General features: G+C 62.8%; 12 protein-coding genes. 9 read left to right on the top strand and 3 right to left on the bottom strand.

Translation table 11 applies throughout. The features are described 5' to 3' along the window. Nucleotides 1-86 precede the first annotated feature (86 nt). From QSV36_RS05670 to groL, 4 genes are all read left to right on the top strand, one after another. Entirely contained in the window at nucleotides 87-818 is a 732-nt protein-coding gene (locus QSV36_RS05670) for a HugZ family pyridoxamine 5'-phosphate oxidase (protein ID WP_289130696.1), read from the top strand. Between the two features lie 67 nt (nucleotides 819-885). Further along, a complete protein-coding gene (locus QSV36_RS05665; protein ID WP_027917974.1) occupies nucleotides 886-1,347 on the top strand; it encodes an FxsA family protein in 462 nt (153 codons plus the stop codon). A gap of 324 nt (nucleotides 1,348-1,671) precedes the next feature. Next, nucleotides 1,672-1,965 (top strand): co-chaperone GroES, encoded by a 294-nt coding sequence (locus QSV36_RS05660; protein WP_003260750.1) that lies wholly within the window; start codon nucleotides 1,672-1,674, stop codon nucleotides 1,963-1,965. A gap of 49 nt (nucleotides 1,966-2,014) precedes the next feature. Next, nucleotides 2,015-3,655: a chaperonin GroEL gene (gene groL / locus QSV36_RS05655; protein ID WP_170032376.1), complete on the top strand. Its 1,641-nt coding sequence runs from the start codon at nucleotides 2,015-2,017 to the stop codon at nucleotides 3,653-3,655. Between the two features lie 99 nt (nucleotides 3,656-3,754). Here groL and QSV36_RS05650 read toward each other — a convergent pair whose 3' ends face one another. Then, entirely contained in the window at nucleotides 3,755-4,483 is a 729-nt protein-coding gene (locus tag QSV36_RS05650; protein ID WP_289130684.1) for a phosphatase PAP2 family protein, read from the bottom strand. A 181-nt stretch (nucleotides 4,484-4,664) separates the two neighbouring features. Here QSV36_RS05650 and colR point away from each other — a divergent pair, with 181 nt between their 5' ends. The 5 genes from colR (at nucleotide 4,665) to QSV36_RS05625 (ending at nucleotide 8,371) form a co-directional block, all read left to right on the top strand. Next, nucleotides 4,665-5,348: a two-component system response regulator ColR gene (colR, locus tag QSV36_RS05645; RefSeq protein ID WP_003255215.1), complete on the top strand. Its 684-nt coding sequence runs from the start codon at nucleotides 4,665-4,667 to the stop codon at nucleotides 5,346-5,348. Beyond that, nucleotides 5,338-6,642, top strand: a complete 1,305-nt coding sequence (locus QSV36_RS05640) for a sensor histidine kinase (protein ID WP_289130683.1) — start codon at nucleotides 5,338-5,340, stop codon at nucleotides 6,640-6,642. Before colR ends, QSV36_RS05640 begins: the two co-directional genes overlap by 11 nt. Nucleotides 6,643-6,749: 107 nt before the next feature. Beyond that, a complete protein-coding gene (locus QSV36_RS05635) occupies nucleotides 6,750-7,433 on the top strand; it encodes a class I SAM-dependent methyltransferase (protein ID WP_289130680.1) in 684 nt (227 codons plus the stop codon). A gap of 6 nt (nucleotides 7,434-7,439) precedes the next feature. Continuing rightward, nucleotides 7,440-8,141 carry a lipopolysaccharide kinase InaA family protein gene (locus QSV36_RS05630; protein ID WP_289130678.1) on the top strand — a complete coding sequence of 234 codons (702 nt, stop codon included), beginning with the start codon at nucleotides 7,440-7,442 and terminating at the stop codon, nucleotides 8,139-8,141. Further along, entirely contained in the window at nucleotides 8,138-8,371 is a 234-nt protein-coding gene (locus QSV36_RS05625; protein WP_289130676.1) for a hypothetical protein, read from the top strand. Before QSV36_RS05630 ends, QSV36_RS05625 begins: the two co-directional genes overlap by 4 nt. A 125-nt stretch (nucleotides 8,372-8,496) precedes the next feature. On the opposite strand, the gene QSV36_RS05620 is transcribed toward QSV36_RS05625, so the two are convergent. Together QSV36_RS05620 and QSV36_RS05615 are read right to left on the bottom strand one after the other, a co-directional pair. Continuing rightward, on the bottom strand, nucleotides 8,497-11,541 hold the full coding sequence (locus QSV36_RS05620; protein WP_289130674.1) for a multidrug efflux RND transporter permease subunit: 3,045 nt from the start codon (nucleotides 11,539-11,541) through the stop codon (nucleotides 8,497-8,499). 12 nt (nucleotides 11,542-11,553) lie between these two features. Then, on the bottom strand, nucleotides 11,554-12,702 hold the full coding sequence (locus QSV36_RS05615) for an efflux RND transporter periplasmic adaptor subunit (RefSeq protein WP_289130672.1): 1,149 nt from the start codon (nucleotides 12,700-12,702) through the stop codon (nucleotides 11,554-11,556). Nucleotides 12,703-13,494 lie beyond the last annotated feature (792 nt).

Here is a 13,494-nt window from a genome sequence, read left to right as displayed (position 1 = left end):
GGGGGGGGGGGCGCAGCAGCCCCATTGGCACCGGACCTGAAAATGCTATCGTGTGGCCACCCAGTCTGCCGCCAGGAGCCCGCTCAGTGAGTATCGCCGCCATTCGCCCCGCCCGGGAACTGTTGCTCAAGGAATACCGCGGGGTGCTCTCGACCCATTCGCGGTCGATGCCCGGTTACCCGTTCGGCTCGGTCGTGCCGTACTGCCTGGACGGCCAGGGCTACCCGCTGATCCTCATCAGCCGCATCGCCCAGCACACCCACAACCTGCAGAAAGACCCCAAGTGCTCGCTGCTGGTCGGTGAGCGTGAGGCCGAGGACGTGCAAGCCGTAGGACGCCTGACGGTAATGGCCGAAGCGCACAAGCTGGTGGAGGAGGCCGCCATCGACGCCGCCGCCGAACGCTACTACCGCTATTTCCCGGACGCCGCCAACTACCACAAGGCCCACGACTTCGACTTCTGGGTGCTGCAACCTGTACGCCACCGCTACATCGGCGGCTTTGGTGCGATCCACTGGCTTGACCAGGTGACCCTGGCCAACCCGTTCGCCGGCGAGGCCGAGGCGAGCATGGTCGAGCATATGAACAGTGACCATGCCAAGGCGATTGCGCACTACGTCGAACTGACCGATTTGCCACGCCATGCGCCCGCGCAACTGGTCGGGGTGGACAGTGAAGGCATGCACCTGCGTATCGGTCAGGCAGTGCACTGGTTGCCTTTTCCCAATACTTGCAATACGCCGACACAAGTCCGCGAAGCCCTGGTTTTGCTGGCGCGCGCCGACCAATGGCCGGCTGTGACCAAGGCCGAGGCTTGAAAAGCCGAGCGCACGCATCCATCTGTGGGTCTTACAGGAAGGTTCTCTTCCGACGAGGAATGCTTTGATGCGTGCTTTTCTACTGTTGTTTCTCCTGTTTCCCGTGCTGGAGCTGTTCGTCTTCGTGAAGGTCAGCGCCGCCATCGGTTTCTTCCCGGCGCTGCTGTTGATCATCGCCGGTTCCGCGCTGGGTGTGCTGGTGATGCGGGTGGCCGGGCTGGCCACCGCGTTGCGCGCCCGTGAAAGCCTGCAGCGTGGCGAACTGCCCGCCGAAGACATGTTCCAGGGCCTGATGCTCGCGGTCGGTGGCGGCCTGCTGTTGCTGCCCGGCTTCATCAGCGACGTGCTCGGCCTGCTGTGCCTGCTGCCATTCACCCGTCACCTGGCCGCCCGCAAGATGCGTGAGCGTGCCGAGGCCCAGGCCATGCGCCAGCGGGCGTTCCAGGACGACCCGTTCCAGGCGCAGCCGCGTGATGGCGGTCACCGTCCGAATGTGATCGAAGGCGAGTACGAGCGCCGCGACAAGTAATAACCGGGGGCCGCTTCGCGCCCCTATCGCGACACAAGGCCGCACCTACGGAGTTCACAAGCCCCTGTAGGCGCGGCCTTGTGTCGCGATAGGGCTGCGAAGCGGCCCCAAGCTTTTCAGGCTGATGAAAAAATTTCTGAAGCAAGCCTTGTAATTGAATATGACGGCCTCATGTATGTGGTCACCGCAAGGTTTCTGGTGGCAACACCAGACATGACTCAGGCGGTTCGCCCAGCGCGAGCGGCCTTCCGGCTACGCCGGACAGCATCAACCCGCCGGTGTCGACACCGGCCGATGAAAACCACAATTTGGGAGAGATCGACAATGAAGCTTCGTCCTCTGCATGACCGCGTCGTTATCCGTCGCAGCGAAGAAGAATCGAAAACCGCTGGCGGTATCGTCCTGCCGGGTTCGGCCGCTGAAAAGCCAAACCGCGGCGAAGTAGTCGCCGTCGGCACCGGTCGCATCCTGGACAACGGCGAAGTGCGCGCGTTGGCAGTGAAAGTGGGTGACAAAGTGGTTTTCGGCCCTTACTCGGGCAGCAACACCGTGAAAGTCGATGGCGAAGACCTGCTGGTCATGGCCGAGAACGAAATCCTCGCCGTCATCGAAGGCTGATTTCCCCGACTTCCCGTTACTCCAAAGAATTCCAAAGGATTAAACGATCATGGCTGCTAAAGACGTAAAATTTGGTGATTCCGCCCGTAAGAAAATGCTCGTTGGTGTCAACGTTCTGGCTGACGCCGTAAAAGCCACCCTCGGCCCGAAAGGCCGCAACGTGGTCCTGGCCAAGAGCTTCGGCGCGCCGACCATCACCAAGGACGGCGTTTCCGTCGCCAAGGAAATCGAGCTGAAGGACGCCTTCGAGAACATGGGCGCCCAGCTGGTCAAGGAAGTCGCTTCCAAGGCCAACGACGCTGCCGGTGACGGCACCACCACCGCTACCGTCCTGGCCCAGGCCATCGTCAACGAAGGCCTGAAGGCCGTCGCTGCCGGCATGAACCCGATGGACCTGAAGCGCGGTATCGACAAGGCCACTGCTGCCGTCGTCGCCGAGCTGAAGAACCTGTCCAAGCCATGCGCCGACTCCAAGGCCATCGCCCAGGTCGGTACCATCTCCGCCAACTCCGACAGCTCCATCGGTGAAATCATCGCCGAAGCCATGGAAAAAGTCGGTAAAGAAGGCGTGATCACCGTTGAGGAAGGCTCGGGCCTGGAAAACGAACTGTCCGTCGTGGAAGGCATGCAGTTCGACCGTGGCTACCTGTCGCCGTACTTCGTCAACAAGCCGGACACCATGGTTGCCGAGCTGGAAGGCCCGCTGCTGCTGCTGGTCGACAAGAAGATCTCCAACATCCGTGAGCTGCTGCCAGTGCTGGAAGCCGTTGCCAAGGCCGGCCGCCCACTGCTGATCGTTGCCGAGGACGTCGAAGGCGAAGCGCTGGCTACCCTGGTGGTCAACAACATGCGCGGCATCGTCAAGGTTGCTGCGGTCAAGGCACCGGGCTTCGGCGACCGCCGCAAGGCCATGCTGCAGGACATCGCCGTCCTGACCGGCGGCCAGGTCATCTCCGAAGAAATCGGCCTGTCCCTGGAAACCGCTACCCTGGAGCACCTGGGTAACGCCAAGCGCGTCATCCTGTCCAAGGAAAACACCACCATCATCGACGGCGCTGGTGCCGACGGCGAGATCGAAGCACGCGTCAAGCAGATCCGTGCCCAGATCGAAGAAACTTCTTCGGACTACGACCGTGAGAAGCTGCAAGAGCGCCTGGCCAAGCTGGCTGGCGGTGTTGCCGTGATCAAGGTGGGTGCCGGCACCGAAGTTGAAATGAAAGAGAAGAAAGCCCGCGTTGAAGACGCCCTGCACGCTACCCGTGCAGCCGTTGAAGAAGGCGTGGTGCCTGGCGGTGGTGTGGCCCTGGTGCGCTCGCTGGCGGCCATTGCCAACCTCAAAGGCGACAACGAAGACCAGAACGTCGGTATCGCCCTGCTGCGTCGTGCTGTCGAAGCGCCGCTGCGCCAGATCACTGCCAACGCCGGCGACGAGCCAAGCGTTGTCGCTGACAAGGTCAAGCAAGGTTCGGGTAACTTCGGTTACAACGCTGCTACCGGCGAATACGGCGACATGATCGAGATGGGTATCCTGGACCCAGCCAAGGTCACCCGCTCGGCGCTGCAAGCTGCTGCTTCGATCGGCGGTCTGATGATCACCACCGAAGCCATGGTTGCCGACCTGCCGGAAGACAAGCCAGCTGCTGGCATGCCTGACATGGGCGGCATGGGTGGCATGGGCGGCATGATGTAAGCCAGCCTTACCCCCTGCACCATCAAAAACCCCGGTTCGCGAGAACCGGGGTTTTTTGTTTTCCTGTCGGGGTCATTGGGGCCGCAATGCGGCCCTGGGTCAGGCGACGCTACGCTCGGCGGCAGGTACCTCAGCCATTCCCCGCCGATACAGAACCAGGTAATACGAGCCCAACCCGATCAACCAGCAGAACACCGCCGTCCAGACGTTGTGTGACAGGAAATGCGCCCCTTGCATCATCCGCCCCAACGACAGTACCGACCCGGCCACGAAAGCCAGTGCCAATGCTGCCCGCGCCAGGCGCGGTTTGCGGTCCCGCAGCATGAAGAACAGTCCGAACAGGCAGAACCCGGTCGCCGCATGCCCGCCCGGCCAGCACAGCCCGGGTTTGTCGGTAGCCGGGCGTGGTTCCAGCAGCTTGCTGTAGGTTTCGCTGCCGCCGAACTGGGTCAGGCTCCACGGGCATTGCACCTGGGTCACCTTCTTCAGCGGCGTGACGAACGCCGTGGACAGGCCCAGCGCCAGCACCAGGCAACCCAGCTCGCGGCGCCAGCCGAACAGGCGCTTCCAGAAGAAGCTTGCGGCGAAGGTCAGCAGCGACAGCAGCCCAAGCAGGATCACCCCCTGCTTGACCCGGTCATGCAGGATGTTCTCCAGCAGATAGCTGTGGCGGCCGATGAACTGGCCCGCCGCGGGGTCGAAGAACAACTTGGCGATGTCCATGTCGACCGAGGTCAGTTCCAGCAGGATCAAGCCCAATGCGGTCGCCAGGGGAATTCCCAGGTACAGCCAGAAATTGATCGGACGGGGTCGGGTTGCTTGCTGCATGACGGCTCCAGGAGGCAAAAAAGATCGGGCATTGTCGGCTGCCCGCTATCCTGTGTCCGTGAAGGATCAGTGAAAAAACCGTCAAGTCCGATGAATTTCGCCCGGGGCTGGCACCCTGCAGGCATAGGCCTTAAGCTGCGCCTGCCGCGCCACAGCGAGAAGCGCCGCACAGGAGAAACCGATGCGCATTCTTTTGGTTGAAGACAACCGCGATATCCTGGCCAACCTGGCCGATTACCTGGGCATGAAGGGCTACACCGTAGACTGCGCCCAGGATGGCCTGTCCGGCCTGCACCTGGCCGCCACCGAGCACTACGACCTGATCGTGCTCGATATCATGCTGCCCGGCATCGATGGCTACACCCTGTGCAAGCGCCTGCGCGAAGACGCCCGCCGCGACACGCCGGTGATCATGCTCACTGCCCGCGACCAGCTGGATGACCGCCTGCAAGGCTTCCGCTCCGGGGCCGACGATTACCTGCTGAAACCCTTTGCCCTGTCGGAGCTGGCCGCACGCATCGAAGCGGTGCTGCGCCGTGCCCAGGGCGGCGGGCGCCGCACCCTGCAGGTAGCTGACCTGAGCTACGACCTCGATACCCTTGAAGTCACCCGCCAGGGCCGCCTGCTCAAGCTCAACCCGGTCGGCCTCAAGCTGCTTGCGGTGTTGATGCAGAAGAGCCCGCACGTGTTGCGCCGCGAAGTACTCGAAGAAGCCCTGTGGGGCGACGACTGCCCTGACAGCGACAGCCTGCGCAGCCACGTGCACCAGTTGCGCCAGGTGATCGACAAACCGTTCGAAAAACCGCTGCTGCACACCGTCCATGGCGTCGGCTACCGCCTCGCCGAGGGCCGCGATGGAGTTTAAGCAAAGCCTTGCCCAGCGCATCATCATCGCCTTCGCCCTGATGAGCGCGCTGGTGGCTGGGGCCTTCGCCTTTGGCATCGTCGGTACTGTGCACCTGGTCGAGGAGCGGCTGATTTCCTCGGTACTGGGCGGTGACCTGCAGCGCCTGCTGCGCATGGACAGTGTCAGCGATTGGAGCCACCGGCCGCGCCCCGACCAGTTGTTCTACTTCAGCGGCGGGCGTGACGACTTCGAGCTGCCCAAGGACCTGCGCCACCTCGACCGGGGCTTCCACGAGGTATTCCGCGACCAGCTGTCGTACCACGCCATGGTCGAGATCGTCGATGGCCGCCGCTATGTCCTGCTGCAGGACCAGAGCGACTTCGAGGAACGCGAGCGCCTGCTGTTCGCAGTCGTGGTGGTGGGCTTCGTGCTCAGCCTGGTGCTGGCAGTGATCCTCGGCTGGCTGGTGGCGCGCCGGGTGATGGCGCCGGTGATCCGCCTGGCGCGGCAGGTGCGTCATCGTGACCAGTTGCTGGGCCTGGCGCCGCCACTGGCGCCGGACTATGCGGCGGACGAAGTCGGCCAGCTGGCGGTAGCATTCGACGATACCCTGGGCCGCCTGCGTGACGCATTGACCCGGGAACGGCTGTTCACCAGCGACGTCAGCCACGAACTTCGCACGCCCCTGATGGTGCTGGCCACTTCATGCGAACTGCTGATGGAAAACCCCAACCTCGATGCCCGTTCGCGCAGCCAGGTGGAGCGTGTGGCAAGGGCTACGGAGGAGATGCGTGAGCTGGTCAAGACCTTCCTGATGCTGGCCCGCGCACAGCGCGACGAGGGTGCGGTGGCCTCGCGCGCCACCCTGCGGGAAGTGGCGGACGAACTGGTCGGTGTGTGGCGTGACACCATCGAGCAGAAGGGCCTGGCCTTGTATTTCGACGGCCGCGTCAGTGCCAGCCCGGTGCTGTACAACGCTACCTTCCTGCAATCGGTGATGGGCAACCTGTTGCGCAATGCCGCGCACTATACCGACAGCGGCTATATCCGCCTGAGCCTCGAGGCCAACGGTTTCAGTGTCGAAGACAGTGGCGTGGGCATTCCCGAAGAGCAGCGCGAGGCCATGTTCCGGCCCTTCGTGCGCGGTGATGAAAGGCGTGGCGAGGGCCTGGGCCTGGGCCTGTCGTTGGTGCAGCGAATCTGCGATGACCAGGGCTGGCATGTCACCCTGACCTCAACCTTGCCGCACGGCTGCCGTTTCCACGTCGACCTGAGCAATACTGCGTCCAAGGGCGACCCTGAGGCAGAGTAAACTGCTGTTACAGGTCGCTGCGCCGATGACGTTTTTTTCACATCAGCATGACCTGATTCCAACGCCCGCTTGCCTACTGTGGGTGGAATGGAATCAGGAGATGCCCAATGCGTAGTCCCATCAAGCTTGAATTTTCTGAGAAGTACGACAAAGAACACGCACGTGAATACTTTCTCAAGCATCAGGATGGCCTGGCGCGACGCCTTTCCCACAAGCGAGACGAGCAACTGGCGCGTCGCGCCCTGGCATTGGCAGGTGAGCCTGGCCTGGTCCTCGACCTGCCATGCGGCGCTGGCCGCTTCTGGCCGTTGCTGGCAGAAAAACCCAACCGGGTGATCATTGGCGCCGACAACTCCGAGGCGATGATCGAGACAGCCTGTGCAGCACAACCGCCAGAGGTGGTGGCGCGGGTACGTCCCTTGCAGACTTCGGCGTTTGCCATCGACCTGCCGGACAATTCGGTGGACAGCATCTTCTGCATGCGGCTTTTCCATCACATTGGCGAAGCTGCCCACAGAAAGACCATTCTTTCGGAATTTCAGCGGGTTAGCCGTGATAGTGTGATCCTGTCATTGTGGGTGGATGGCAATTTCAAGGCCTGGCGGCGGAAAAAGCTGGAGCAACGCCGCAACGCTCGCAAAGCCGGGCAGGACAATTACCAGAACCGTTTCGTGTTACCGGCCGAAACGGTGGAAGAAGAATTCAGGGCCGCCGGCTTCAGAATCCAGGAACGCCTCGACTTCCTGCCGTTCTATGCCATGTGGCGGGTCTATGTATTGCGTAAGGGGTAGTGTTTGATGGCTGTAGCCCGGAAAGGGGAGTCGCGGTTCGATTTTTACTGGCGCCAACAGGGCGAGTGGGTCGAGGAGCCAAACCAGCGCCGCGGCGGCGAAAGCGGCGTGCAACGCCTGAACGATGCCAATGGCAAGCTGCTGTATGCCAAGCGCCAGGTCGGGCACATCTATCGTAGCCTGCTGCACCCTTTCGGCCGACCGACCGTGTTGCGCGAACTCGATGCGTTGCACAGTTTCGAGCAGTTGGGCGTGCGCGTGCCGCGCATCGTCTTCTGTGGTGCCGAGCGTGATGCCGATCATCAATGGCGTGCGCTGCTGGTAAGCGAAGCACTCGACGGCTTCGTCGAACTCGATACCTGGCATGCCGAAGGTGCCCGCGAACGTTATCCCCAGGTGGTGCACGAGCGCATGCTCAAGGACCTGGCCGATAACCTGGCGCGCATGCACCTGGGCCACTGGCAGCACGGCTGTCTGTATGGCAAGCATGTCTTCATCAAAGTGATTGGCGAAGGTGAGCAGGCCCGGGTCGAGGTCGCGCTGCTGGACCTGGAAAAGTGCCGTCGACGAATCAGTTGCCAGCGTGCGGCGGGCAATGACCTGCGCCAGTTACGCCGCCATTCGTCGTTGAACGACGCGGAATGGCAAACCTTGCTCTACTTTTACCAGATGGCGTTTGGCAGCGCTGTCAAAGGGTTAGGGCAATGAAACTAGAAATAGCTCGAGCTTTGTTCCTGGTGGCTGGCCTGGCGGTGACCACCGTGGCGGTGGCTGCGTGGGAAGAGCCGAGGCCGACAGTGTTCAGCAGAGCCGATATGGCCGACCAGTGCGCGTTGCCGCGGGACGTGAAACCGCAGCAGCAGGCCAAGGTTGCGCCGGATCAGGACTTGCTGTTGTTCCTGTTCGGCATGCGCCAGGGGTTGCGGCCGTTTGGTTGAACCCGGCGGTAGATGGAAATGCCTTGCCGGCTTCTTGGCGGGTGAACCCGCTCCCACAGGAACTGCACAGAATCCGAACCTGACGCTGTATCTGTGGGAGCGGGTTTACCCGCGAAGAGGCCGGTTCAGGCTACAGCGGTTTCTTTGGCCTGCGCCTTGTGCGCCAGCAAGGTGTAGATACAGGGCAAGACGAACAGGGTAAACAGCGTACCAATCGACATCCCGGTAGCAATCACCGTCCCAATGTCAAAACGGCTGACCGCCCCCGCCCCGGTCGCCAGAATCAACGGCACCATGCCAAACACCATCGCTGCGGTGGTCATCAGCACCGGCCGCAGGCGAATCGCCGCCGCCTCTTCGATCGCCTCACGCACGCTCAGGCCCTGTTCTTCGCGCAACTGGTTGGCGAACTCGACGATCAGGATGCCATGCTTGCTGATCAGGCCGATCAGCGTCACCAGCCCGACCTGGGTGTAGATGTTCATGCTTGAGACACCGAGGAACAACGGCAGCAACGCGCCGCAGATCGACAACGGTACCGTCACCAGGATTACCAGCGGGTCGCGGAAACTTTCGAACTGCGCCGCCAGCACCAGGAAGATGATCGCCAACGCCAGGCCGAAGGTTACCCAGAGTGCGCTACCTTCCTGCACGTATTGGCGAGCCACCCCGGCATAGTCGAAGGCGAAGCCTTCCGGGGCCTCCTCGCGGGCGATGCCCTGCACGGTCTGCAGCGCCTCGCCGAGGCTGACCATCGGCACCCCCTGGATGATCGCCGAGTTCAGTTGCTGGAACTGGTTGAGCTGGCGCGGGCGAGCGCGGTCGCGGAGGGTAATCAGCGTCGACAGGGGCAGCAGCTGGCCCTGGTCGTTCTTCACGTAGTAGTTGTTCAGCCAGCCAGGGTTGTCACGGTAGGGCCTTTCAACCTGGGCAATCACCTTGTAGCTGCGGCCTTCGAGGGTGAAGCGGTTGATTTCCCCTTCGCCCAGCAAGGTTGCCAGGGTGCCGCCGAGGGTATCCATGGATACCCCCATCTGCGCCGCCTTGGCTCGGTCGATATCCACCACCACCTCGGGTTTGTCGAACGCCAGGTCGATATCGAGGAAGGCGAACTTGCCGGACGCCTGGGCGCGGGCCTTGATACGCTGGGCGACTTCCAGCAGCGCAGGGTAGTCACCGGCGCTGTTGATCACGAACTGGAACGGCAAGCCTTCGCCAGTGCCGGGCAGCGATGGCAGGTTGAAGCCGAAGATCTGCAGGCCGCCGATTTCCTCGAGCTTGGCCTGCACCAGCGGCAGCAATTCCATTTGCGTGCGCTCGCGCTCGTTCCAGGGTTTGAGCAGGAAGCCTCCGATGCCGGTTTGCACACCGTTGAAGCCGTTGATCTGGAACGACGAGTAGTACTCGGGGAAGCTCTTGAACAGCGGGGTGAACGTGTCGGTATAGGCGTTGAGGTAATCCAGGTTGGCTGTTTGCGGCGAGCTGCTCATCATGAAGATCACCCCCTGGTCCTCGTTGGGCGCCAGTTCGTTCTGGGTGAATTTCAGCAACACCGGGATCAGGCACAGGATGATCACCGCGAATACCAGTACCACCGGACGGCTGTCGAGGGTGGCGTGCAGCAGGCGTTGGTAACGCGTTTTCAAGCGTTCGAACAGCACGTCCAGGCGGTGGGCCAGGCCGCTGGGGTTCTGCTCCTGGCGCAGCAGCAGGGCACACATCATCGGCGACAGGGTCAAGGCAACGATGCCGGAGATGATCACTGCACCGGCCAGGGTCAGGGCAAATTCCTTGAACAGTGCGCCGGTGAGCCCGGTAAGGAAGCCGATCGGCGCGTATACCGCAGCCAGGGTGATGGTCATCGACACCACGGGCATGGCGATTTCGCGGGCACCCTCGAGGGCGGCATCGAACGGCGACTTGCCCTCTTCCATGTGCCGGTGGATGTTCTCCACCACGACAATCGCATCATCCACTACCAGGCCGATGGCCAGCACCATGGCCAGCAGGGTCAGCAGGTTGAGCGAGTAACCCATCATCTGCATGAAAAACAGCACGCCGATCATCGACAGCGGAATGGTCACCACAGGGATCAGCACTGAACGCAGGGCACCGAGGAACAGGAACACCACCACGATGACGATCAGCACCGCTTCGCCGAGGGTCTTGATCACTTCGTCGATGGAGGCCTGGATGAACAGCGTGGCGTCGTAGGCGATCGACACCTTCAACGCCGAGGGCAGCTGGCTTTCCAGCTCGGGCATGATGCGCCGTACTTCCTTGATCACGTCCAGCGGGTTGGCCGCCGGGGTGGCCTTGATGCCGATGTACACCGACGGGGTGCCGTCGAACGAGCTGACCGTGTCGTAGTTTTCCGCGCCCATCTCGACCCGCGCCACATCGCCGAGCAGCACGCGGCTGTCACCGCTGGTCTTGACTGGCAGGGCAGCGAAGGCCTCGGCCGACTTCAGCTCGGTGCTGGCGTTGACGCTGGTGACCACGTATTCGCCCTTCACCTCGCCGGCGGCGGAGAGGAAGTTGTAGCGGCGCACGGCGGTGGTCACGTCGCTGGCCGACAGGCCGTAGCCTGCCAGCTTCACTGGGTCGAGCCAGATGCGCATGGCGAACACCTGGTTGCCGAGGATCTCCGCCTCGGCCATGCCCGGCAGGGTGGCCAGCTTGGGCTGGATGACCCGCGACAGGTAGTCGGTAATCTGCGGGTTGCTCATCTCCTTGCTGTAGAAGCTGATGTACATCAGTGCCGAAGCATCGGCGGCTTCCTTGCTCAGGACCGGGTCCTCGGCATCCTGGGGCAGCTTGTTGCGCACCTCGTTGGCCTTGGCCAGCAGCTCGGTGAACAACCGGTCGCTGTCGGCGCCGATGCGCGCGTAGATGGAAATGATCGAGAAGTTCTGCCGGCTTACCGAGGTCATGTAGTCAATGCCTTCGGCGCTGGCCAGGCTTTGTTGCAACGGCTGGGTGATGTAGCCCTGGATGGTTTCGGCGTTGGCGCCGGGGTAGGCAGTAGTGACCGTGATCAGGGCGTTTTCCATTTGCGGGTACTGGCGGATCTGCAGCTTGCTCCAGGCCTGGAAGCCCAGCAACAGGATCAGCAGGCTGACCACGCTGGCCAGCACCGGGCGGCGGATGAACGGGTCGGTGAATGCCATGCCAGCCTCCTGTCAATCCTTGCCCGGCTCGCCCGCTGCGGGCTTGAGGGCTTGGTCCTCGCCGATGCGGATCGCGGCCCCCGGGGTCAGTTTCAGTTGACCGGCGGTGACCACCTGATCCCCGGCCTGCAGGCCCTTGCTGACCACCACCACACCGTCGCGGCGCTCGCCGGTCTGCACCGTGCGCTGCTCGGCGGTGAGCTGCGGCTGGCCCTTGTCGTCGTTCAGCGGCTTGCCGTCCTTGTCCTTTTTCGGCGTGGCGACGTACACCGAGTTGCCGTACAAGGTGTAGGTGATGGCGCTCTCCGGCACCACCACTTGTGGCTGCGGGTTGGGCAGCAGGATCAGCAGGCTGGCGAACATGCCTGGCAGCAGCTTGCCGTCCGGGTTGGCCATGGTCGCGCGCACCAGCAGGTTACGCGTGGCTTCATCGACCTTGGGGTTGATCGCGCTCAGGCTGGCGGGGAAGGTCTGGCCGGGGTAGGCCGGTACCTGCACCAGCACCTGCTGGCCCACATTCAGGCGCGGCAGGGCCTGTTCCGGCACGTTGAAGTCAACGTAGAGGCTGGACAGGTCCTGCAGGGTGGCGATCACCGTGCCGGCGGCCAGGTAGTCACCGACGTCCACCTGGCGAATGCCGATAGTGCCGCTGAACGGGGCACTGATGCTCTTCTTGGTCTTCGATGCCTTGAGTTGCTCGACCAGTGCCTGGTTGCGCCGGTACTGGGCGGTGAGGCGATCGAACTCGCCGCGGGAGATGGCCGCGTCACCGACCAGCTGGCTGCCGCGGCCGAAATCGACCTTGGCCAGGCCGAGGTCGGCCAGGGCGGTGCCGAGCAAGGCGGTTTCCTGGTCGTCATTGAGTTGCAGCAGCAGTTGCCCGGCCTTGACCTGCTGGCCGGAGTCGAAGTGCAGGGCCTTGACGATGCCTTCCACCTCCAGGCTCAGTTCCACACCCTGAAATGCCCTGAGGCTGCCAACGGCAGGCAGGCGCTCTTGCCACGGGCGCTGCTTGGCCAGGGCGGCTGCCACGGTGATGGGTGGCCGTGGGGCAGTGAACATCTGGATCTGCTGGTAGATCGAGAAGGCCTTGTAGCCCCCCAAGGCCAACACGATCAGCAGAACCACGGCCAACATGATGAGCATGCGGCGGCGCAGCATAGGTCCGTTTCCTTGGATGCAGTTGTTATTCGCTTGGACACGACTACGGGCGTTCCTGCCCACGTGTGGATGGGGGAATTATCGACTGTTTTTTGCGGGAAGGGGAGTGCAATGTCTGTGCCGACCCCTTCGCGGCTAAAGCCCACACAGGTGTAGTGTCAGCTCGAAGCCAGCGCAGTACCTGTGGGAGCGGGTTTACCCGCGAAGCAGGCGACGCAGTGGATGGCACAGGCTTCGCCCGTGTTCGCGGGGCAAGCCCGCTCCCACAGGAATAACGCCAGCTTTGAACATTTGAGCAAGACAGTGCTCCCGCAGGTGTAGTGTCAGCTCGAAGCCAAGCGCAGTACCTGTGGGAGCGGCCTTGTGCCGCGAAGCAGGCAACGCGGAGGATGGCACCGGCTGCGCCGGTGTTCGCGGCTGAAGCCGCTCCCGCAGGTGTAGTGTCAACGCGAAGCCAGCGCAGTACCTGTGGGAGCGGCCTTGTGCCGCGAAGCAGGCGACGCGGAGGATGGCACCGGCTGCGCCGGTGTTCGCGGCTGAAGCCGCTCCAACAGGTGTAGTGTCAACGCGAAGCCAGCGCAGTACCTGTGGGAGCGGGTTTACCCGCGAAGCAGGCGACGCAGTGGATGGCACAGGGTTCGCCCGTGTTCGCGGGGCAAGCCCGCTCCTACAGGAATAACGCCCGCTTTGAACATTTGAGCAAGACAGTTGCTCCTGCAGGAACCGCGCAGTCAGTGGGCTGCGCGGTTCCTGTGGGAGCGGCTTCAGCCGCGAAATGGCCAGTACGGCCAA

This window comes from Pseudomonas sp. BCRC 81390, assembly GCF_030341915.1.
In the GTDB taxonomy this organism is placed as follows: Bacteria; Pseudomonadota; Gammaproteobacteria; order Pseudomonadales; family Pseudomonadaceae; genus Aquipseudomonas.
Note: the sequence above shows the minus strand (reverse complement) of the source record. Positions and strands in the feature narration are given on the sequence as shown.

What these genes read in the sequence shown, in the direction of transcription:
- QSV36_RS05650 (WP_289130684.1), bottom strand. Translation starts at nt 4,483, where the DNA reads ATGCAGCAAGCAACCCGACCCCGTCCGATCAATTTCTGGCTGTACCTG.
- QSV36_RS05635 (WP_289130680.1), top strand. Translation starts at nt 6,750, where the DNA reads ATGCGTAGTCCCATCAAGCTTGAATTTTCTGAGAAGTACGACAAAGAA.
- QSV36_RS05660 (WP_003260750.1), top strand. Translation starts at nt 1,672, where the DNA reads ATGAAGCTTCGTCCTCTGCATGACCGCGTCGTTATCCGTCGCAGCGAA.
- colR (WP_003255215.1), top strand. Translation starts at nt 4,665, where the DNA reads ATGCGCATTCTTTTGGTTGAAGACAACCGCGATATCCTGGCCAACCTG.
- QSV36_RS05620 (WP_289130674.1), bottom strand. Translation starts at nt 11,541, where the DNA reads ATGGCATTCACCGACCCGTTCATCCGCCGCCCGGTGCTGGCCAGCGTG.
- QSV36_RS05625 (WP_289130676.1), top strand. Translation starts at nt 8,138, where the DNA reads ATGAAACTAGAAATAGCTCGAGCTTTGTTCCTGGTGGCTGGCCTGGCG.
- QSV36_RS05615 (WP_289130672.1), bottom strand. Translation starts at nt 12,702, where the DNA reads ATGCTGCGCCGCCGCATGCTCATCATGTTGGCCGTGGTTCTGCTGATC.
- QSV36_RS05630 (WP_289130678.1), top strand. Translation starts at nt 7,440, where the DNA reads ATGGCTGTAGCCCGGAAAGGGGAGTCGCGGTTCGATTTTTACTGGCGC.
- QSV36_RS05640 (WP_289130683.1), top strand. Translation starts at nt 5,338, where the DNA reads ATGGAGTTTAAGCAAAGCCTTGCCCAGCGCATCATCATCGCCTTCGCC.
- QSV36_RS05665 (WP_027917974.1), top strand. Translation starts at nt 886, where the DNA reads ATGCGTGCTTTTCTACTGTTGTTTCTCCTGTTTCCCGTGCTGGAGCTG.
- groL (WP_170032376.1), top strand. Translation starts at nt 2,015, where the DNA reads ATGGCTGCTAAAGACGTAAAATTTGGTGATTCCGCCCGTAAGAAAATG.